Source organism: Imperialibacter sp. EC-SDR9, from assembly GCF_902498805.1.
Lineage (GTDB): Bacteria > Bacteroidota > Bacteroidia > Cytophagales > Cyclobacteriaceae > Imperialibacter.
In genome coordinates this window covers 60,773-82,739 of sequence record NZ_LR701576.1, presented here as the reverse complement: position 1 = coordinate 82,739, position 21,967 = coordinate 60,773, and the positions used below count along the sequence as shown (strand labels likewise).

General features: G+C 46.5%; 18 protein-coding genes. 12 read left to right on the top strand and 6 right to left on the bottom strand.

All coding sequences use genetic code 11. The features are described 5' to 3' along the window. Positions 1-95: 95 nt before the first annotated feature. The 12 genes from GC130_RS04660 to GC130_RS04605 all read left to right on the top strand — a co-directional run bounded on the left by GC130_RS04660 (position 96) and on the right by GC130_RS04605 (position 17,378). Entirely contained in the window at positions 96-3,008 is a 2,913-nt protein-coding gene (locus GC130_RS04660; RefSeq protein ID WP_151997109.1) for a class I SAM-dependent DNA methyltransferase, read from the top strand. Beyond that, positions 3,005-3,613: a hypothetical protein gene (locus GC130_RS04655; protein WP_151997108.1), complete on the top strand. Its 609-nt coding sequence runs from the start codon at positions 3,005-3,007 to the stop codon at positions 3,611-3,613. Before GC130_RS04660 ends, GC130_RS04655 begins: the two co-directional genes overlap by 4 nt. Before the next feature lie 154 nt (positions 3,614-3,767). Beyond that, positions 3,768-4,817 (top strand): ThuA domain-containing protein, encoded by a 1,050-nt coding sequence (locus GC130_RS04650; protein WP_151997107.1) that lies wholly within the window; start codon positions 3,768-3,770, stop codon positions 4,815-4,817. 301 nt (positions 4,818-5,118) lie between these two features. Further along, positions 5,119-7,098 (top strand): hypothetical protein, encoded by a 1,980-nt coding sequence (locus GC130_RS04645; RefSeq protein WP_226940382.1) that lies wholly within the window; start codon positions 5,119-5,121, stop codon positions 7,096-7,098. 24 nt (positions 7,099-7,122) lie between these two features. Further along, complete coding sequence (locus tag GC130_RS04640) at positions 7,123-8,256, top strand: YncE family protein (protein WP_193217766.1); 1,134 nt, start codon at positions 7,123-7,125, stop codon at positions 8,254-8,256. Between the two features lie 167 nt (positions 8,257-8,423). After that, positions 8,424-10,892 (top strand): glycosyl hydrolase 115 family protein, encoded by a 2,469-nt coding sequence (locus GC130_RS04635; RefSeq protein WP_151997106.1) that lies wholly within the window; start codon positions 8,424-8,426, stop codon positions 10,890-10,892. A gap of 122 nt (positions 10,893-11,014) precedes the next feature. Continuing rightward, a complete protein-coding gene (locus GC130_RS04630; protein WP_151997105.1) occupies positions 11,015-12,289 on the top strand; it encodes a serine hydrolase in 1,275 nt (424 codons plus the stop codon). Between the two features lie 185 nt (positions 12,290-12,474). Continuing rightward, positions 12,475-12,846, top strand: coding sequence for a BlaI/MecI/CopY family transcriptional regulator (locus GC130_RS04625; protein ID WP_151997104.1), 372 nt, complete (start codon positions 12,475-12,477; stop codon positions 12,844-12,846). Continuing rightward, positions 12,843-13,919 carry a M56 family metallopeptidase gene (locus GC130_RS04620; RefSeq protein ID WP_151997103.1) on the top strand — a complete coding sequence of 359 codons (1,077 nt, stop codon included), beginning with the start codon at positions 12,843-12,845 and terminating at the stop codon, positions 13,917-13,919. The genes GC130_RS04625 and GC130_RS04620 overlap by 4 nt, the downstream gene beginning before the upstream one ends. A 36-nt stretch (positions 13,920-13,955) precedes the next feature. Further along, complete coding sequence (locus GC130_RS04615) at positions 13,956-15,224, top strand: alpha/beta hydrolase-fold protein (RefSeq protein ID WP_151997102.1); 1,269 nt, start codon at positions 13,956-13,958, stop codon at positions 15,222-15,224. Positions 15,225-15,394: 170 nt separating this feature from the next. Next, a complete protein-coding gene (locus tag GC130_RS04610) occupies positions 15,395-17,185 on the top strand; it encodes a UvrD-helicase domain-containing protein (RefSeq protein WP_151997101.1) in 1,791 nt (596 codons plus the stop codon). A gap of 13 nt (positions 17,186-17,198) precedes the next feature. After that, a complete protein-coding gene (locus GC130_RS04605; RefSeq protein ID WP_151997100.1) occupies positions 17,199-17,378 on the top strand; it encodes a hypothetical protein in 180 nt (59 codons plus the stop codon). Positions 17,379-17,419: 41 nt separating this feature from the next. Here the strand turns inward: GC130_RS04605 and GC130_RS04600 are convergent, their stop codons facing one another. The 6 genes from GC130_RS04600 to lepB form a co-directional block, all read right to left on the bottom strand. Continuing rightward, positions 17,420-17,743: a putative quinol monooxygenase gene (locus GC130_RS04600; RefSeq protein ID WP_151997099.1), complete on the bottom strand. Its 324-nt coding sequence runs from the start codon at positions 17,741-17,743 to the stop codon at positions 17,420-17,422. 2 nt (positions 17,744-17,745) lie between these two features. After that, positions 17,746-18,525 carry a glutaminyl-peptide cyclotransferase gene (locus GC130_RS04595; protein WP_151997098.1) on the bottom strand — a complete coding sequence of 260 codons (780 nt, stop codon included), beginning with the start codon at positions 18,523-18,525 and terminating at the stop codon, positions 17,746-17,748. A 112-nt stretch (positions 18,526-18,637) separates the two neighbouring features. Beyond that, positions 18,638-19,048: a DoxX family protein gene (locus GC130_RS04590; protein ID WP_151997097.1), complete on the bottom strand. Its 411-nt coding sequence runs from the start codon at positions 19,046-19,048 to the stop codon at positions 18,638-18,640. 122 nt (positions 19,049-19,170) lie between these two features. After that, positions 19,171-19,620, bottom strand: a complete 450-nt coding sequence (locus tag GC130_RS04585) for an SRPBCC domain-containing protein (RefSeq protein WP_151997096.1) — start codon at positions 19,618-19,620, stop codon at positions 19,171-19,173. A 68-nt stretch (positions 19,621-19,688) separates the two neighbouring features. Continuing rightward, positions 19,689-20,684, bottom strand: coding sequence for a D-glycerate dehydrogenase (locus tag GC130_RS04580; protein WP_151997095.1), 996 nt, complete (start codon positions 20,682-20,684; stop codon positions 19,689-19,691). A gap of 180 nt (positions 20,685-20,864) precedes the next feature. Next, entirely contained in the window at positions 20,865-21,956 is a 1,092-nt protein-coding gene (lepB, locus tag GC130_RS04575) for a signal peptidase I (RefSeq protein WP_151997094.1), read from the bottom strand. Positions 21,957-21,967: the final 11 nt, after the last annotated feature.

Genomic DNA, 21,967 nt, shown 5'->3' with positions numbered 1-21,967 from the left:
ACCGCTGAGGTAGATAAAACGTAATTAGTATCATGAAGACAACTGATTGGTATTCTAAAAACGCTATTTTTGAAGATCAAACCGATCAAAGCTAAATGAATTCTGAGTTCCGTGATTTCCTTTTGAAATTGGGCTTTTCCGAGGAAGAGGTTCATAACGAACCAGTCAATGAATTCACACATTCAGTGGACAATGATTCATTATCCGTGAAATACATATTCACACCGAATGAATCAGATATTTTTGAGTCACATCAGCGCCTTTGGAATAAAAACACAGAGCATGTTTTTATTGCTGTTGCAGGTAATCAATCCCACCTAATTAATGTAAAAGAAAAACCGGACAAGGAAAGACCTCTAAAAAAGGCTATTTGTATCCAGAGCTTTGACTATGGGATTAATACGAAAGGATTTGAAAAGATAGATTCAGAACTAATCTCGAAAGCCTCAATTGACTCCGCCTATTTTTTCGATTTTGTCAGTAAAAACCAGCGAAATAAAAAGAAATCGACGGTAGACAAAGATTTGTTATTGAACCTGCTTGAACTAAAAAGCGATTTAATCAAAGGCGGTAATGATCAAATCGTTCATCTTTTGATTCTACGATGCTTGTTTATAAAGTACCTGGAGGATCGTGGAATTTTTCAAAAGGATTACCTTTTAACAATTCTTGATAGTGGAAGCCCGCAAAAACTAACTGCCGCATTTGATCAAGTAGCCAGGATCAATGGTGATATTTTCAAATACGATGATCAGTTCCATGCAGCTGATATTAAAAAAGAATACTTGAGCCAGCTAGCGCTTTTTTTTAAATGTGATTATAGATCTGGTCAACAATTTCTTTTCCCTTATCAGTTTGACAATATTCCTATCCAACTGATCAGTCACGTTTACGAGGCCTTTTTAAAAAACAGCACCAGGAAGGGTGACGGTGTTTACTACACTCCAGATTTTTTGGTCAATTTCATGCTGAAGCAATCTTTTGCAGAAAAGCTCGATCAAAACTCCAAAGCCACCATTTTGGATCCCGCAGTAGGATCAGGAGCTTTTTTGGTTCAGGCTTTCCAGATGATACAGCATGCGCATGGTAAGACACTGGGGTTTGAAGAAAAAAAGGAAATTCTTAAGACTCAACTCTATGGGGTTGACATCGACCAGAATGCTTTACAAATAACAGCCTTTAGCCTTTATCTGGCTCTATTGGAACATGAAGCTCCGGCCTTTATCAGAGAGAAAATAGAACAAGAAAGCCCCATTCTGCCAAGTCTTATTGGCAAGACGTTAATTGTAGGGAATGCCATTTTAGAAGACCTATTCCCTGACAAAGTTTTTGATTGCATCGCATCCAATCCGCCATGGGGTTCGGTACCTACAGATTCAAAAGACCCCAAGGTTCTGGAAGTATACCTTAAGGAAAGAGCAGCTATTGCCAATAAAAGCGGCGATTACCCCGAATATGAGTACGTGGCAGATTATGAAAGGTCACAAGCTTTTCTGACCAGGGTCGCTAAATGGGGAGATGAATCCACCTCATTCGTGATGGTAGTGAAGAATTCCATTTTTTTAAATGACAAAACCTTCGAGTTCCGGCAGGATGTATTGAGAAAATACCAGATCAATACTTTTTATGAGCTTTCTCATTACAACGATATTCTATTCAAAAAATCTGTGATTGGTGAAGTACATGGAGACAAAGTTGAATTGGGTGCCAGTGAGCCCTGTGCTGTCATAGTTTTTAAGATCAATTCCGGGCAAGAAACCGTACTTCACTACATCTCACCAAAGCTCACAGATTTTGCCAATCATTTCGAAATTATACATTGTTCAGGGTCTGATAGTTTCAACTTGGCTCAACCTGAGCTTGCAAAAAGAGACTCTCTTTGGAAGGTTTTGGTAAACGGAGACATAGAAGCTCATGATTTGATTTTCAGTAAGCTTCAAAGGCAAAAGAACCTTGAACTTGAAGTTAGAGCGGGATTTCAACCAAAGAAGGAAATGAAATCTCTTGGCGAACCCATTTGGAAGAGAATTATTGAACCTCGAGATTTTCAACAATATGTTGTCACGAATCCTGACTTAAGTGTTTTTAATTGGAATCAAGAACTTCATCGCCGTAGAGATGAAGAAATATTTAATGATAACAGAATAGTCGTTCCGGTAGGGCTGACTTTGCCAGACCGATTTCTCCTACGTGGCGTCCTTTTAAATGAAGAAATAGTCTTCAAGCACAATATGCTTTCGGTGAAAATAAGGAACCACGATGCCCAACTTAATAACTACTCTCCCTATCTAGGCATATTTAATTCCAAGCTGATTGGGTTCATTATTTATCAACTTTCCGTGCAATGGGGAAAGGGTAAAACTTGGGTAAACTTGAGAAATGAAGACATTGAGAACCTGCCATTCAAGGTGATATCCGATCCAGATACACTAAACGAAATGACAACGTTAGTTGAGACCGTCCAAAGTAAAAAATCTAGAGGAGAAGACTGCCAGTCCGAAATTGATCAACTCAACGAAAGGGTGTTTGACCTCTATGGCTTGGTGGATTATGAAAAAGAGATCATCCGGGAGTTTTACGATGTGCGGGTAAATAGGGCTGGTAAGAAAGAATCACTAGTCCGTTTCAATGACTTGCTGGCTTTTTTTGAGTCGTTCAAAGATGCTTACTCCCTGATGCTTGCTGATGACAGAACGCTAAATGCCAGTTATCATCTTTCTACGAATATGGGGGCGGTAATTTGTTTTTCGATTGTTGAAAGGTCTGAAGAACAAGCTCTTGAAAAAGACACAACATTGGATATCCTTCATTTGGTGAAGAATAAACAGCTTTCAAACACTGACTCACTGAAGGTGCTATTTGAGGAGAAGGTTAAAATCTATGATAAGGAACAAGGCAAGTTCTATATCATTAAGAGCAATCAGTTCAAAGATTGGACGGTACGGCAGGCAATGAAGGATGCAAAGGAGGAAATAGATGCATTCATTAGATATTTGCCAACCACATGAGTGCTTCACAAGCTGATTTTGTTCAGTCCATCATTAGTCAAATTGGATACAATTCCAAACAAGAGTTAATCGAAAAACTATTCATACAATCTTTGTCGGATAGTCATCACCGTATTGATAAGACTATTGGGAATGAAAATGAAATCAGGGATAGGTTTGTGAAAGACCTCTATCAGACCGATTCTAAGATCAAAAAATGGTTGCAGAAAAAATACATAGATGTTATATGGGAAAACTGGGTCTTCACTCCTGATTTCGAATTGGCAAGAACTGATATTGCTTTTAAATTGACTGGACTCCATTTTATCCTTGAATGCAAAAGACTAAAAAGTGCAGACAAAGCCTATATTGATGAGGGAGTTGAAAGGTTTATCACGTTAAAGTATGCTAAAGGTGATGAGTATGCCGGAATGATCGGTTTTGTTATATCTGGTGATAAGCATGCTATTAGTAAAGGGTTACAGTGGAAAATAAAAGCGCTAGCGCATACTCAATCAATAGAAAAGACGTCCAAACCATTTTTCAACAGTATTCATAATAGAAATGACACAAGCCAAATCGAATTGTATCATCTATTCTTTGACTTTGTTATTTCAAGCACTTAATAACAAGAAGTACCGTGGAGAATTTTAGTTTTTGAGAGTTATCGAGCCGCTTTTCACAAAGCTTTTTGTAGGCATCCAGCAATCCTTTAACTTATCTTTAATTCCTGGCAAGTGCCGGACATTATTGGGTTGACCCTATCTTAAACTATATAAAATGAAAAAATTCAATTGGATTGTTGCAGTAGTACTTCTGGCCACGGCATGCGTCCCGGCCAACAAGGAAGAACAGGCCAGCAACGAAGAAGCAGAAGCTTCAAAACTCAAAGTGCTGATCGTTGACGGTCAGAACAACCACTACATATGGCCTAAAACCACCATGATGATGAAGGACTACCTGGAGGAAACGGGCCTCTTTGAGGTAGACATCCACCGCATGGATTCTGTGTGGCTGGGCATTAAATACAACAAGTCACGCCCTGCTGCCTACGAGTACTATATCCAAACTTATCCATTGGATTCAACAGCATATGCTATTTCTAAAGATCCGGTGAAGACCTCCCGATTTTCCATCGACTTTGGCCAGTACGACCTGGTGGTTTCTAACCTCGGAGCGGCAAGTCCAAGGTGGCCAGAGGCTACCGAAAAAGCTTTTGAAAAATACATGAGCGAAGGCGGTGGGCTGATCGTGGTGCATGCCGCCGACAACGCCTGGGGCGATTGGGATGAATACAATAAAATGATTGGTGTGGGTGCCTGGGGCGGCCGTGATAGTATCACCGGCCCTTATGTATATTACAACGACGCCAACGAGCTCATCATCGATCCTTCCGCAGGCTTTTGCGGCTCGCATGGCGCAGAATATGAATTTTTAATGACCACACGGGCTCCTGAGCACCCTATTATGAAAGGATTGCCTGCTGCCTGGATGCACACCCAGGATGAGCTGTATGAGCGCATGAGAGGCCCATGGGAAAACGCCACGGTGTTGGCTACGGCTTATGCAGATGTAGAGGGCAATTCGCCCCCATGGAATCCTAAGGTAAAAGGCATGGGGCAACATGTGCCGCTGCTGATGGCCATGAACTACGGGCAAGGCCGGGTGTTCCACACAGCATTGGGCCACTTCGACTATTCTATGGAATGTGCAGGCTTCATTACTACCTTTCAAAGGGGTGCGGAGTGGGTAGCTACCGGTGCTGTGACCCAGGCTATTCCGACAGATTTCCCTTCTGCGGAACAGGTGGCCGTAAGAAAATGGGAGTAGGAAGAGGAATCGGGTAAATATAGCTTCGGACGAATGGTTACCTGGCTAAGGCCAAGTGGAGCCACCGGAAAGCAGGTCACTGCAAAGTATTTGAACTTCAGGTAAACCCATAGTGGGGAAATGCAAGGGCGCAAGGCTTTCGGCTTTGTGCCCTTATTCATTAGCTTTAGCCTTTGTGTGATTTTTCCTGTTGAGAAACTATTGTGTGCTGGCGGGTCGACATTCACACCACCATTTGTCTAATTCTACGTGATCAATACTTCACTTTTTGTTACATTCAACAATCAATCAAACCCAACCTATGAAAAAGTTTATACTCCACTTTATTGCCCTGCTCCTTAGCGCAGGATTTCTACAGGCTCAAAAGCTGTCTCTTAAAGTCGGCTCAGAGAATGTGTCGATGAAAATCGGCCAGTCGATGCAATTGGAAGCTGTGGTGGTAGATGCCGCCGGAAAAAAGGTAGCAGACCGGGATTTTATATTCTACTCAAGAAACCAGCGTGCTCTGTCTGTAGTAGACAGCACCGGAATGGCTACGGCCATCAGACACGGAGAATATGGTGTGGTAGTGATAAGCCCGGGAGAGCCCATGCTCAGGGCGAATATTACCGTCAATATAGCACCTGCACCCATAGCCAAAGTAGCTTTTGGCCCAATTCCTGACAAGATCTATGCTGGAGTGAACGTGCCACTTACGCTGATAGTGACGGATGAAGCCGGATTTGAACGCCCGGAAGTCGCTGTCTCGCTGAAATCGTCGGATGAAAGCAAGGTGGCTGTTGCGCCGTTCTATAAAATAATTCCCCGTGAAAAAGGTAAAGTGACCTTGACGGCTTCAGTTGGCGGTGTGCAGGGAAAGCTGGAAGTGAACGTGATGGAAAACCCCATTGCTAAAATTGATTTGAAAGCGGACATGACGGAAGGCCGGTCTGGCGACGTATTTACATTGACTGCCGTGGCGATGGACAAAGGTGGAAATGTCGTCAAAGACGCACCCATCAACTACTCATTTACCGGTGAGTCGTACGATGTGTCTGCCGCTCCATCGGGTTTAATGACAAAAGAAGGAAAGTTTGTGGCAGACCAGCCAGGGCTCTACGTGTTGAATGCTACCTGTGGCCCGGCTGCAGCTTCTGTCACTGTGAGCGCCAACAACCGCAATATCTCACGGAAAATCGACCTGGTAGGTCAGGGTTCAGTCAACAATAAACACACATCCGACTTCTGGATTTGGGAGGGTGTTGACGGAAAAGACTACGCCGTAACCGGTACCTGGGGTGCCGATGGCACAGCCTACTTCTGGGACGTAACCGATCCAGCCGGCATGATGCTGATTGATTCAGTAAAGGTAGATGCCCGTACCGTGAACGATGTGAAAATCTCGGAAGATGGGAAAATCTGTGTGATCTCCAGAGAAGGTGCTTCCAACAGGAAAAACGGCCTGGTGATCATTGACGTCACGAACCCAAGGGACGCTAAGGTCATTTCTGAGTTTTCTGAAAACCTAACGGGAGGTGTTCACAATGTCTTTATTTACAAAAAGCATGTTTATGCGCTGAGTGCAGGTAGAAAATACTACTCGATTAATATTGAAGACCCGACCAAGCCTAGAATTGTAGGTGAGTTTGAGCTGGACACCCCTGGCCACTCCATCCACGATGTGTGGGTGCATGATGGTATCGCCTATTCTTCTAACTGGGACGACGGCGTGCAACTGGTCGACGTGGGCAATGGCATTGCCGGTGGCTCTCCATCGAACCCGGTGCAGTTTGCCAGCTACGCTTACCCAAGTGGCTCGAACCACGCTGCCTTTCCTTACAAGGACGAAAAGACAGGCAAATTTTACGTGATTCTAGGCGATGAGGAATTTCCTTATGGCTTAGACCCCGACGGACGCAAGCCGGGCAGAGCAGCAGGGTTCCTTCATATCATCGATTTCACAGACCTCAAGAACCCTAAAGAAGTGGCCTGGTTTCAGGTGCCTTTTGCCGGATCGCACAATTTCTGGATAGAGGGTGATGTACTGTATGCAGCTTTCTACAACGGTGGTGTGCGGGTGGTTGACTTGAGCGGCGAGCTACTGGGCGACCTGAATCGTCAGGGCCGTGAGATTGCCTGGATAGTGCCTGAGGATCCAGATGGCTATATATCCAATGCACCATTTACCTGGGGGGCGCAGCCACACAAAGGCCATATTTTCTATTCCGACTGGAACAGTGGTTTGTGGTCGGCCAAGCTTAGACCAGTGGTGCCAGAGAATGCTAAGATACAAACTAAGTAGGCCGACACTTTGCATATGAACACTATGATCAAATCATTCCTGCTGTCAGCGGCCATCTTCTTTGGTTACACTGCTGGTGCACAGAATTACTATGTGTATGTCACTGCGGAGTCGGAGGATGAAGTAGCACTCATCAAATTTGACGGAACAAAGGCCACAGTAGAAGAAACTATTGCCGTGGGTATTTGGCCAGCAGAAATTGAGGGGCCGCATGGCATCAATGTAAGCCCGGATGGCAAGTTCTGGTACCTGTCGCTGGCGCATGGCAACCCCTATGGCACGCTCTATAAGTTCTCCACAGCAACGAATCAGGTAATTGACACCGTCAGGCTGGGGCTTTTCCCCGCCTCTTTGCAAGTATCGAAAGCGACAGGTCTTTTGTACTGCGTGAACTTCGATTTGCACGGCGACATGGTCCCCAGCACGGTGTCGGTGGTAGACCCGGAAGAAATGATCGAGATCGATCGCATAGAAACCGGAGTGATGCCTCATGGTTCGAGGATTTCAGCTGATGGACTGTACCACTATTCGGTGGGCATGATGTCGGGCGAGCTTTTTGAGATTTCTACAACTAAGCTGAAAGTAACCAGAAAGCTCAATCTCGATGGAAAGGAGGAGGAGCCGGCAATGGCCAGCATGGGAGGTATGGATCACAGTGCTATGGATCATAGTGCCATGGGTCATTCGATGATGGCTGGCGGTGGCAAAAAGATGTACCACAGCGCTGTAAAACCTACCTGGGCCATTCCTCATCCAACCGAGAGAAAAGTGTATGTGGCTGGCAATGGCTCCGATGAGATATTGGAGGTGGATCTCGATAAGTGGGAAATCACCAACCGTCTCAAAACGGGAAAGGCACCTTACAATGTGGATGTGTCGCCGGACGGCCGCTGGCTGGTCGCTACCTACAAAGGCAGCGCCGAAACAGGTGTGTGGGACTTGAAGAAAGCGAAGGAAACCGCCAGAATAAAGAACACCCGCAAAGTGTCGCATGGCGTGTCCATTTCATCCGATAGCAAGTACGCTTTTATCTCTGTGGAGGGAATTGGCGGAGAACCTGGCACCATGGATGTAATAGATATCAAAAAAGGGACAAAAGTAGCTTCTGTCGACATGGGCAAGCAGGCCGGTGGGATTATTTTTTGGAAGATGGAGTAACCCCGTGGTCGCAAGAATTTTAACAAAAAGGGTCAGTTGCTGACCCTTTTTGTTTTACCAGCTGCTACTTTTATTGATGGTGGGTTTCTGAGCAGGAGGGTGCAGTATGGATATGTCATTGGCAAGAATTTAATTGGCTTACCGAAGTGAATAAATATCAGATTGACATGAAATTCTACCCTTTCCTCTTACTACTCTTCACCTTTTGCACCTCAAAGCAGAACAACGAATTCATTGTTGCAGATGAGTCATCGGTAACGACGATCTATGTGGATGAAAGCACTGACGAGCTTGTCAAGTGGGCCGTAGCCGATCTTGCTAGCGACATTGAGCAAATGACTGGAAAGAACGTGCAAGTGGTTGCCGCCAACGGCTTTAGCGCAGACCTTGCCGGGATTTATGTTGGTGTGCTTAATGATCAGCTCATTGAAAGTTCGCCCGCTGGCTATCAGGCCCGGCTTTCCGGCCAATGGGAGAAATTCATCATCAGAAAGGAAAGTGGAAGCTTGTTTTTGGTAGGTAGCGACGTTAGAGGAACCGTGTATGCCGTGTTTGAGCTGGCAGAAAGGATAGGTGTCTCTCACTGGAAGTGGTGGGCCGACGTTACGCCAGGCAAATCGGCATCCATTAAACTGGCGTTGCCTGCCGAAGGAATTGAGGAGAGCCCATCGGTGCAGTACCGGGGCATCTTTTTGAATGACGAAGATTGGGGACTGCAGCCCTGGGCAGCCAAAACCTTTGAGCCAGAAACTGGAGATATAGGCCCTAAAACCTATGAAAAGATATTTCAGCTGCTACTCAGGCTGAAAGCCAATACGATATGGCCTGCCATGCACCCCTCCACGAAGGCATTTTTTCAGATTCCCGGCAATAAGGAGATGGCTGAGAAATACCACATATCCATTGGCACTTCCCATGCCGAACCTATGCTTAGAAACAATGTGGACGAGTGGGATGAGGATGTATATGGAGACTTCAACTATTTCACGAACAGTGAAAGGGTAAAACAATATTGGCAGGAGCGAATCACTGAAGCGAGGCATGGAAATAATATCTATTCACTTGGAATGCGGGGTGTTCACGATTCGGGAATGCAGGGAGACGCCACTACTGGCGAGAAAGTGGAGTTGCTGGAAACGATCATCGCCGATCAGCGGGAAATGTTGGTGAATAGCATGGACAAGCCGATTGAAGAGGTGCCGCAAGTATTTACGCTTTACAAAGAGGTGTTGGATCTTTACAATGAGGGGTTGAAAGTGCCCGACGATGTCACCCTGATGTGGACAGACGATAACTATGGCTACATTCGCAGGCTAAGCGATGAAGCGGAACGGAAACGCAAGGGAGGAAGCGGTGTCTACTACCATTTGAGCTACTGGGGGCGTCCCCACGACTACCTTTGGCTCTCCACCACCCAGCCCGGGTTGATTTGGTACGAAATGACGAAGGCCTACGAAAATGGCGCCCGAAAAATATGGATTGCCAATGTGGGCGATATCAAACCTGGCGAGTATGACATAGAGCTCTTTCTCGACCTGGCGTGGGACATCAATAGCGTTTCTGAGGCGACAATTGAGCAACATTTGATCGATTGGTGTGCAAGAGCGTTTGGAGACGAAGGTGCAAGCGAAATAGCCGACGTACTACAGGAGTACTATCGATTGGCCATGCTGCGGAAACCTGAGTATATGGGGTGGAGCCAAACGGAACCTATTACGCCTACAAGGATGAGTGAGTTTAGTACAAAGGGTAGCAACAACGAGGTGCAGCGGCGGGTGGACGCTTATGCTAAACTTGTTGGAAGGGTGGACAAGATAAAAACCGCTGTTTCCGAAGACAGGAGGGATGCCTACTTTCAGCTGGTGGAGTACCCGGTGAAGGGTGCCGCCTTAATGAATGATAAATTTTTGCTGGCGCAGCAATCCTTCGTTGCCACCGACCCTGCTGAGAAATTGCAACTGGCCGACAAGGCACAAAACGCCTACGAGCAAATTGCTACTCTTACTGAAAAGTACAACACAGGGGTAAGCAATGGCAAATGGGAGTGGATGATGTCGATGCATCCACGGGATCTTCCTGTGTACGCTATGCCGGACTATCATTTATCGCCTCCGTCAGATGGGAGTCAAAGTGCCGGAGAAAGCCCACAAGATTTTCAGATAGCCATACAGGCCAATGAGTTTGTAGCAAGCAAAGGCGCTGAAAACTATGAGTGGAAAGCCATTGAAGGACTTGGTTATAGCGCCGCAAGTGTGACACTCTTTCCGTTTGAAAGCCACATTTTCTCGAATGAGTTGCCTTATCTTGAATATCAGTTTAGCCTGGAAAAAGCAGGAAGCTATGAGCTGGAGGTAAGGTGTCTCCCTACGCATGCCAATCAATACGACTTTGAGGTGGGAATTGAAGTGAATCAGACGGGGCGCAGAGATTTCCCCATCAATACCCGGGGAAGGAGCGAGGAATGGAAGACCAATGTGCTGAGAAACTTTGTGTCGGTGATGTATCCATTTACCACTGAGAAAGCTGGCATCCAAACGGTGCGAATCTATGTCAATCAAACGGGAATAGTCATTGATCAGCTTGCCGTGGTACCGAAAGGTCAGTCGGATTACTACGAAATCGTTCGCTCAAAGTAGTTGGCCCGATCTCTGTCGATAAAGCATGAGTCGCAACCCGAAAGCTTTACTATATTTAACAACTGAATCTTAACCGAAAGGCTCGTCAATATTTGCGATAAAACAAACCTACTCCACCTACAATGAAACCTACCAAATATCTTTTTGCCATTCCCTTACTATGCTTTTTAGCCTGCAGCACGCCTAAAGAAGAAGCGGGCGTTGTTGCCAACAATGAAACTGTGAGGGCCAGACTTGACTCGACGCTCAACAGTATGGTAGAAAACGGCATGGTGGCGGGTGCTTCTGCATTGATTTTCGAGAAAGGCGAGGAGGCCTACTTTAATGCCTATGGCTATGCTGACCGGGATGCCAAAGTCCCGATGGACAGAAACACCATTGCCATCATTTACTCTATGACCAAGCCGGTGACAGGTGCGGCGCTGATGACGCTGTACGACAAGGGCGCCTTCCAGCTAGATGAGCCACTGTCGAAATACGCACCGGAGTTTGCGGACATGCAGGTGTTTGCAGGGATTGATTCTGTTTCCGGGGAAATGATACTGGAGCCGCTGGATCGTCCGATCACCATCAGAGACATTACCCGTCACACAGCAGGCTTTGCCAATAATCCCAATATGCCGGGACTGGGTGAGGTGTTGAGGGCAGCTGATCCTGCCAACAGAGAGAACACCCTCGTGCAGATGGCAGAAAAGATGGGTACCATCCCGCTGATGTTCCAACCAGGCACGCAGTGGGCCTACGGGCCTTCGGTAGACGTGCAGGCTTTTCTGGTCGAAAGATTGTCGGGAGTGCCCTATGGAGAGTATGTGAAGAAGAACGTGCTTGATCCTTTGAAGATGACCGAAACCCGCTATTTCGTGCCCGAGAGCGATCGCAGCCGGATATCAGCAATCTACCGAAGAAATGAGGATGGCTCGCTCATTCAGCTGCCCGATTCGTCCGCCCATTCTTTCAATATCAACCAATGGGCATTGACGCCAGGTGGTTATGGTCTTACCTCTACCGTAGACGACTATATGCGGTTGGCTCAGATGTATGTGAATGATGGCACGCTGGATGGCGCCACTATTCTAAAGCCAGAGACAGTAAAGCTCATGGCCACTAATCACCTCGATGAAAACATCAAAGAGCGCATGTGGCTGCCCAGCAAAGGACAAGTAGGCTTCGGTGTTGACTTTGCAGTGAGGTTACGTCCACCGGCATCAGCCGATGAGAACCATGGCATTGTGGGAGAGTTTTTCTGGGATGGCGCCGCTAGTACCCTGTTTTGGGTGGATCCTGTGAACGACCTGACGGCTGTATTATTCGTGCAGATCATGCCGTTTGCCGGACAGGTACACAAGAAGTTTAGGGATGCGGTGTATGGGCCTTATGTGCCAGGCGAGGTGAAGTAAGCGTTTCAACTTTTAGGTATAACTATTTGTCCCCCAGATCGACTGCCGTCAAAGTCGAACTGGGGGATTACTGTTTTTAAGGGCCACGTCGTCCGTTGGAATAAGTTTTCACTGCTCTACGTTTGTAGAATAGAAAAGTTTCTCTACATTTGTAGAGTAAGACAGATAACCAACATATATCGCAGATGAAGTTGTCACAAAAGGAAGAGGAATTGATGAATTACATATGGCAATCGGACGAGACCTATATGAAGGACTTGATCGATGCTTACCCGGAGCCAAAGCCGGCAGTAACTACCATCGCCACTTTGCTGAAGAGACTTACCAACAAAGGAGCCATAGGATTTCGGGCCACTGGCAATTCGAGGGCTTACTACCCACTGATCGGGAAGTCAGACTATTCTACGTCTTATGTCAAGAATATGATTGCCACCTTCTTTCAGGGGTCGTCCGGGAGGTTTGCCTCCTTTTTTACAAAGAACATTAAGTTAAGTAAGGAAGAACTGCTTGAGCTTCGGGATATGATTGATGACCAACTTAAAGAGTCGGAGAAATGATCATCTACGTTATGCGATTCAGCCTTTCCATGGCGATTGTCTATATTTTCTACAAAGCTTTTTTTGAGAACGAAAAGAACCATTTGTTTAAAAGGGTGATGTTGTTAGGTGGTCTGGTGACGTCTCTGGTAGTGCCACTTATCTCAATTGATACGTCGCAAAGTATTAAAAGCGCCATCACAGCTGTTGAACCCTATGTGCCAACCAATTATTTCTTTTGGGAGTGGCTGGCAGGTGCTGTCTATCTACTTGTCGTTGCCGTATTGCTGGTGCGCTTCTGCGTCGATATTTACAGGTTTCTCAGGAAAGCAGCCCGCCATGAACGGCGCCGGTACGGCCGGGCTATAGTTGTGCTCCTGACAGAAGAGACCTCACCTTATTCCTTCCTTCACTATATTTTCATCAACAAGGCTCAGTTTGAGGCCATCCCGCCGGAACTATTAAAGCACGAGTTGGCTCATGTGCAGCAGTGGCATACGCTCGATATCTTCCTGGTGGAATTGGTGAAAGTGCTCGTTTGGATCAACCCAATGGTGGGGAGGTACAAAAGGGCGATGCAGCTCAATCATGAGTTTCTGGCCGATGGCGATGTGCTCAGAACGCACGATCTCCGCCACTATCAGGCCATCCTGCTGAGCTATCTTGATGGCCAGCAACCGATGAACATGGTTAGTGGTTTCAATTTTTCTCCTACCAAACAACGATTCCAAATGATGACAAAGGGAAAGAGCAGCATGTACTCACTGAAGCAAGTACTCATTATTCCGATGCTGGCGGTTATTTTGATCTCTTGCTCCGATAACCCGGGTGTGTCGGGCAAGGAGATGCTGTACTACTGGCGTTATACCGCTGGTATGCAAGAAGTGTTGGAAACCGGCGAAATGAGCGAAAAGGACCTGAAGGAGGGGATTCTGTTGCCGATAGAAACAAAAGGGCAATACGACACGCTTATGGCCATCTATAAAAACATGAGCAGAGGGCAGCGGGGATCAGTGTATAAGCTACCGGCTTACCTTGAGCCACTCACCGACGAAGACTGGCAGCAAATGAAACAGAGCATGCAAGCTCAGTAAATCAAACCTCATTACTACATCTAATACTTCCATCATATGAACTATCATGGCGTGAACAACTATGCAAAAATTTTCCTGGCGCTGGCCTGCCTGGTCATCAGCGGCCACACCGCCAGCAGCCAGGCACAGCCGTCTTCTTACCTGCTTCAGCTAGGGATGAAAGACAGCGTCTATTCGAAAGTCTTGAAAGAGCAAAGAGACTTCTGGGTGCAGCTCCCTGAAGGCTTCAACCCGGAAAGCAAGACGACTTACCCGGTCATTTATCTACTGGACGGCGGCGCACAGTTGGGTGCACTGGCGGCAGTGTATAGCTACTACACGGGCCACCACCTGCCCGACATGATTCTGGTGGGTATTTCCAACCGCACCAACCGCACCCGGGACCTGACCACCTCTGAAGTCAAGTTTCGGAATGGGGGCGCAGTGAGAGAGGCTACCGGTGGTGCTGAAGCCTTCACCCGTTTCCTGGAAACCGAGCTGATCCCTTATGTGGACAGCAATTACCCAACCTCACCGTTCAGGACGCTGATCGGGCATTCTTACGGCGGTTTGTTCACCATCAACACGCTGGTCAATCACACCCATCTGTTCGACAATTACATCGCCATCGACCCGAGCCTCGATTGGGACGACCAAAAGCTCATGAAAGAAGCAAAGGAAGCGCTAAAGAGCCGGCAGTTCCAGAGAAAATCACTCTTTGTGGCATTAGGGGCTGGTCAGCTACACATGCTCGATGAATCAGTTACCCTTGATAATGTGATACAGGACACGTCGGAGTACAGCCTGTTCGGCCGTTCTATTATTGAGTTTTCCAGGTTCGCAGAAAGCCAGCCACAAAACGGCCTTTCCTTTTCGTGGAAGACGTACCCCGATGACTATCATTGGACTGTGCCGCTGCCCGCTTTGCGTGATGGGCTCATCAGGCAGTTTGAGTGGTACCAGCTTCAGTCGCCCACAAAATACAGCAGCCCCGAAACCCCTTTGGATGAGCTGCTCACATTAATCAAACAGCGGGAGAAAGTGCTGAAAGAACACTTCGGCTACCCTTTTCCGCCGATGGTAGAGGAGCTTTTTAACCAGGCAGGCTACATGTACCTCCAAATGGGGCAGGTAGCGAAATCAGAAGTGTTTTTCAAAATGGGGATTGAGTACTACCCTGAAAGCCCCAACGCTTATGACTCAATGGCGGATTACTACGAGTCACAAGGCGACAATGCCAATGCACTGGCTAACGTGACAAAAGCTTTTGAGCTTAGCGGGCAAGAGTACTATGCTGAGAGGATGAAAAAAATAGAGAAGAAGTAGCTAATCTGTTTCCAGATTTGCGTGGCGGGCACTCGTCTGGTTACCGCCTTTTCATGTTTTGCAGGCGGAATTATAAAATGGAGCACCGGAATGGGTTGCTTAGAATAAAGTCGGTTAGATAAAGGTAAAATATGTAACTTTCTATTGGATTAAATTTCTAGTTCGATAGCATGAAGCTTACCAAAGAACAGCAAGCGATAGTTAACTCTACTGGAAATATCAAGATAAATGCGGTGGCCGGATCGGGTAAAACAACCACAGTTATTGAGTATGCCAGGGCAAGACCAAAGCATAGTAAAATGCTTTACCTGGCTTTCAACAAGTCGGTAAGACTAGAGGCCAGTAAAAAATTTACGGAGAAGGGGTTGCACAATGTAAGAGTAGAAACAGCCCACTCGCTTGCCTACAAGCATATCGTTTTTGGTAGCAACTATAGCGTAAGATCGCAGGGGTACAAAACTCATGAAATTGCCGACTTACTTGGATTACAGGGAAATGGTGAAAGACATGCAGAATATATTGTCGCTAACCACATTAACAAATTCATTGCTTACTTCTGTAATAGCGACAAGTTGCGAGTGCAGGACTTGAACTACCTGGATGTGGTGTCGGATAGTAAAGCCAAAATCTTTGTAACCTCGTTTTACCCCTATATAGAAATGCAAACCCGATTGCTTCTGAGCAAAATGGACAAGGCAGAAATAGAGATTACGCACGACTTTTACCTCAAAAAGTTTCAATTATCCAACCCTACGTTATCCTACGAATACATTCTGTTTGACGAGGGGCAGGACGCTTCTCCAGCTATGCTGGATGTCTTTTTAAAACAAAAAGCCACAAAAGTGATTGTGGGAGATACACACCAGCAGATTTACGGATGGAGGTTTGCGGTGAACTCATTGGAAAAAGCAGACTTTAATAGCTTTAACCTTTCGACAAGCTTTCGATTTAGTCAAGACATCGCCAACTTGGCCATGGAAGAGTTGAAGCTGAAAACCCAACTTGGAGAGGATCATAAATGCTCAATAATTGGTAACGGTGCGGCAACGGAAGTTAAGTCTAAGGCGGTCATCGGGCGCACAAACCTTGGCCTGTTGCTCAAGGCAATCGAGTATGTTACTGAAAAGAAAAAAGTGGACAGCATCTACTTTGAAGGCAATATCAGCTCCTATACATATGCCGACGAAGGAGCCTCGCTTTACGATGTACTGAATCTCTATAATGGAAAGCGTAGGCTGATAAGAGATAAGTTGATCAGGCAGATGCGAGACCTTGGCGATCTTGAAGAGTATATTGAGAAAACTGAGGATGTTCAGCTTTCAATGATGGTTGAGGTTGTAAAACAGTATGGAAATGAAATCCCGAAGATCATAAAATCTATTAAGGAAAAGCACATTGAAAATGATGATAAAGAAATGGCAGAGATGATTTTCTCAACCGTGCACCGGTGCAAGGGGATGGAGTATGATGCAGTTCAGATTGTCGACGACTTTATCACTGAGGAGAAATTAGAGAAAGCTAATGTGGAGGGAAAAGAAGGAGAACAAAACAAGGCAAAGCTGGCCGAAGAAATTAATCTTCTGTACGTAGCTATCACCCGGGCTAAAAGCGTAATTCATATTCCCGAAGCCCTAATGCCTTTCAATTTCCCGAAGTCACCACAAATTCATGTGATAAGTACCCCGCCTGAAGAGGATAGGAAAGGTGAAGTTTCTGTGGGAGGGTTGAAGAGAGGGGGAGTATCCTTGGGAGACACTCATCAGAAATCCTATACCGTGGAAGAAGTTAGGGCGGGACACAAAGATGCGTACAAACCCTGGTCAGCAGAACTTGACGAAGAGCTTACTGTCATGTACTGCGAGGGAGTTAACGTTAAGAACCTTGCTGCCCATTTTGGGCGCACAAGGGGAGCGATAAGGTCAAGGATAAAAAAGTTGGAGTTGCAAGAGCTTTATGGGTAAGAAAACTCAAAATATGTCAGCGAAAATTAACAATAGATTCAAAGCGGTCGACTATATGAGACAAGTTCGTGCAGAACTGTCAGATCTTTATCAGGCGGATAAAGACCGTTTTCACAAGGAGTTAGATCAATCAATGGCTGATTTTTTGACTGCCGGTAAAAAAAGAAGTCTCCAGAGAAAGATAGCTGAATAGTGCAAAAAGGCTTTGTTAGGGGCTAGGAGAGAGTTTTTCGATCAAATCCCCAATCCACCCATCACCTCCCAAACAATGCCCTTCTCAGGCATCCCGTCCAGCAGCGGCATGGCCCTGGTAATGGCGGCTCTCACACTTTCCAGCTTCAACGAGTTAGCATGATCCTCTTTTGTTTCCCACACTTCAGATATGAGGATGAGATCCTCGTTGTCCGGGTCTTTGCCGATAAGATACTGTAGGCAGCCTGGCATGCGGATGTCTGTCCCTGCGCTTTCCATCAGGATGGCCATTAACTCATCACCTTTTCCAGGTTTGGCTTTTAGCTGACCGAAAAGGCCGTATTTGCTGTTGGTTTCTGTTGCCATGTTTATTCTTCGAGTTTTAATGCATAAATGGTGGGCCAATACTTCCCCGTTACCAGCAACGACTTGGTGCCCTCGTACCAGGCAATGCCATTGAGTACATCCACTTCAGGGTTTTTGATCCTGGCCTGCTCGGCCAGGGCGGAGAGGTCGAGAACGCCTACGACCTCACCATCGGCAGGGTCAATTTTTACGATGGAATTGGTTTGCCAGATGTTGGCGAAGATATATCCGTTTACATATTCCAACTCGTTGATCATGGTTACGGGCTGGCCCTGGTAGGTAACAGGAAGTGTTTTTGTGACTTTAAGGGTAGCGCTGTCAAGATAAAACAGGCTGCTTTTGCCGTCACTCATAATCAGGTCTTTGCCATCGTGGGTAAGTCCCCAGCCTTCGGTTTCATAGGTGAACTCATTCACTTTTTCGAACGTGTTCAGGTCGTAAACAAAGCCCTGCTTGTTCTTCCAGGTGAGCTGATACACTTTATTGTTCAGGATAGTAATCCCTTCGCCAAAGTACTCTTCAGCCAAATCCACCTTCTTTTCCGGCTTGCCTGTTTTGATATTAAGCACACCAAACCATGAGTGCCCTTCTTCGCCGGTGCTTTCATACAGCTTGCCATTGTGCACAACAAATCCTTCGGTGAAGGAGCCGGTATCATGAGGTAATTGGCTGTGGATTTTAAAGTCTATTATATCCGACGTAGCTTCTTCCTTTTTGTCGGTTGAAGTACAGGCCGCTGCCAACACGGTAATGATAAGCCAGGAAAAGCTTTTGTAAGTCATATAGTACAGTCTACTTTTCCTGGCAATTTAATTACTTTACTTTCTCTATAGGAGAAAAAAAGGCCCAACTTTTCCAGAAGAGCAGTTTCTTGAAGAAACGCTGGTCTCCATATTACTTTGCTGCAATCGGTGCTTTTTTTGACCTTCCCCAGCCCACAAAAAAGGCCAACGCCATAAAGACCAGATTAAAAGCAATGCCTGAGTATTCGCCTCTGCCGGCATGAAACAAGGCAGCCAGCAGCATGACGATGACCAGCCCCCAGCCAGCGTATGCTGTGAGTATAGGCTTGATACGAGTGAGGGCAGGAAGGATTAAACCCACCGCCGCTGCAAGCTCAGAAGCACCGATGAAACGGACAAGTGCGGCCGGTATGTCGCCGGGCCACACCATCTGGGCAGCCAGGTCGGAAATTGGTGTCGTAAGTTTCATAAAACCGGCCATGCCGAAAGAAAGGGCAAGGAGGACTTGTACTACCCATAGTGCGACATGAAGTACTTTTGAGGGTTTTTGTTCTGTAGCCATAGTATTTTGCAGATGTTTCTTTGATGAATGTACATACATTGATAAGAAAAAAACATCTTTATAATGACTTACTTACACTATACTTCAGGATAGTATGGCCTCAATTGTAAAAAAAACACAATTTATGCCTCCACAATGCCTTTTATCTGCTCGAGAATGCCTGCCCATCCTCCTTCATTCATTGTGTCATCATACCGTTTTTGTCCTTCGGCCACTGTTGAGTAGTCTCCCTGGGTGACTGTGAATTCGGTGCTTCCACCTTTCTCCACTAGCCTATAAGTAACGATAAGGTGATTTTCAGGCAAATCGGGGTAGGTGCCATTGGGATCGAACGTGGTGTAGGCAAGTGATTTTCCTTTGCCTATGCTGACCACCTTGCCGGTTACAGCTTCTATTTCTTTGCCATCAAACACCCCCACCCACCTGATGGAGCTTCCTGGCTGCCAGTTGGTGATGGGCTCGCAGCCAAACATGTATTTTTTGGTGTGCTCAGGGTTGACAAGGGCGTCCCACACTTTGGAGGCAGGCGCAGCAATAGTAACAGTGTTTTTGATGATCATTTCTTTGGGCATGAAGCAACAGCTTTAGATGAAACATACAACAAAGAAACATTAGCTACTGACAACCCTATGTCAGTGGCTCAGCTGAGCACCTCGGGGTTGATGATATAGGGAACCTTGCCAGTCTTGTAGAATTCGATAATATTGACGGCTGCCATCCTCGACATTTCGTTTCTGGCATTCACCGAAGCAGAGCCAATATGGGGCAGCACAGCCACGTTTTCCATTTCGAGCAGAGGGTTATCCGATTTCATCGGTTCGGGGTTGGTTACATCAAGCCCTGCTCCCCAGATCGTACCTGACCTCAGCGCTTCGATGAGGTCGATTTCGTTGTGAGTGCCACCACGGGAAGTATTGATAAAGATGGCTGTCGGCTTCATTTTGCTGAAGGCGGCTTTATTGAAAATACCTCTGGTTTCATCGCTGAGTACACTGTGCACAGAGATAACGTCGCTTTTCTCCAGCAGCTCATCGAAGCTCACTTTTTTGGCTCCAAAGCGTTTTTCTGCTTCTTCGTTCTGGCTGCGGTTGCAGTAAATGATCTCCATGTCGTAGGCACCGTGGCACCGTTTGGCCATTTCCATGCCGATAGCGCCCAAGCCAAAGACGCCCAGCGTTTTCCCTTTTTGCTCAAGCCCCAAATTGGCTTTTGGCTGAAAGGCACCCCATTCGCCTCTGCCAATGGTTTTATGCATGTGAAAGAACTTCCTGCTCACGGCCAGCATCAGCCCGAAGGCAATGTCGGCAGTCGCATCACTCATGGCTCCGGGCGTATTGCCAACCGGGATACCTGCCTTGATCGCAGCCGGTATGTCGATGTTGTCGTAGCCCGCCGCAAACTGCGATACAATGTCGAGATGGCTGCACTCCTGAAAGAAATTTGCGTTTAGTTTGTCGGCGCTGAGGGTAAGGATGGCGTGCATTTGGTTTGCCTTCTCAATCAGCTCTTGCTGCGTCATGGGTACTTTCCCTGGCCACACTGTTACCTGAAAGCCAGCCTCTTTTAGCATGTTGATACCGAGGTCTGGAATTTCTCTGGCTACAAGTACTTTGGTTTCGTGGGCCGGTCTTTTCATAACAACGTGATGGGGTTTGATGCAAAGATAACAGCCAAACCGGGTTTATTGGTTTTGAAGGCTGCTTACTGATGTAACAAATGACAGTGTCGTTTGTGTTCGCTTACAGCTACATAAAAAAGGGCCACCCTAAAAAAGGATGGCCCGTATTATCACGCCTGGGAAGTTTCTACAATATAGTTAATCAATCAGATTGAAGAACCTGCGCCACCGAATTTTATTCAGGAAGCTCTCCTGTGCATCGAGTGAAAGCCAGATGAAGGCAGCCTCACCCACTACATGGTCGGCAGGTACAAATCCCCAAAAACGGGAATCTTCAGAGTTGTGGCGGTTGTCACCCATCATAAAGTAGTAGTCCTGCCCAAAGGTGTAGTCTGTCACTTCTTGCCCGTCAATATACAGTCTGTAGTCTTTTACCTCAGCATTCTTATGGCCTTCGTAGTCAACAATGGTGCTGCCATACTTGGCAACGAGTGTGTCGTTCAGCTGAAGCTTCATGCCCTCATAGGGTATTTCAAGAGGCCCCCAGTTGTCGGCATTCCAGGGAAAATAGTTGGCATCGGGAAAAATGCGTGGGTTGGGCTGATCCGACGGCATCAGGGTGCTGATCACGTCTTCGATGAAGGGTTCAGCTTTCAATAGTTCGGCTGTGGCTGGCGTCGTATGGACCAGGTAGCCACCCTGAAGCTGGTTGTGTTCAGAAATCTCGTACTTGGCGAATACCCGATCATTGATCCTTTGATCAGTTTTTATAAAGTACCTGTATTGCATCAGCTCGGGGTTTTCACCCTTTTCGCCGTTCACGTACACTTGCCCTTCTCTTACTTCTACCACATCGCCGTGGATGCCAATACACCGCTTGATGTAGTGGGTTTTCAAATCGACAGGATGCTCGAACTCGGGTGGATAGTTAAAAACAACCACATCGTTTCTTTCCACCTCGCTAAAAGCAGGCAAACGGTACTGAGGTAGCTGTATCCAGTCGAGGTAAGATGGGACGTCGGTTCCCCAGATTTTAGCGTGCGTTAATGGTATTTGAAGAGGAGTAGCTGGGGTGCGGGCACCATACGACACTTTGCTGACAAAAAGGAAATCCCCAACGAGCAGAGATTTCTCCATGGAAGGAGTGGGGATGGTGAAGGCTTCCATAAAAATCCACCGGATGAGTGTAGCGGCTACCACTGCAAAAACAATGGCGTCTAACCACTCTCTCAGAGGAGATTTTTTCACTTGCTCCTTTTCTTCCTTTTTACCAAAAAACTTCAATTTCATGTGAGTCTCTA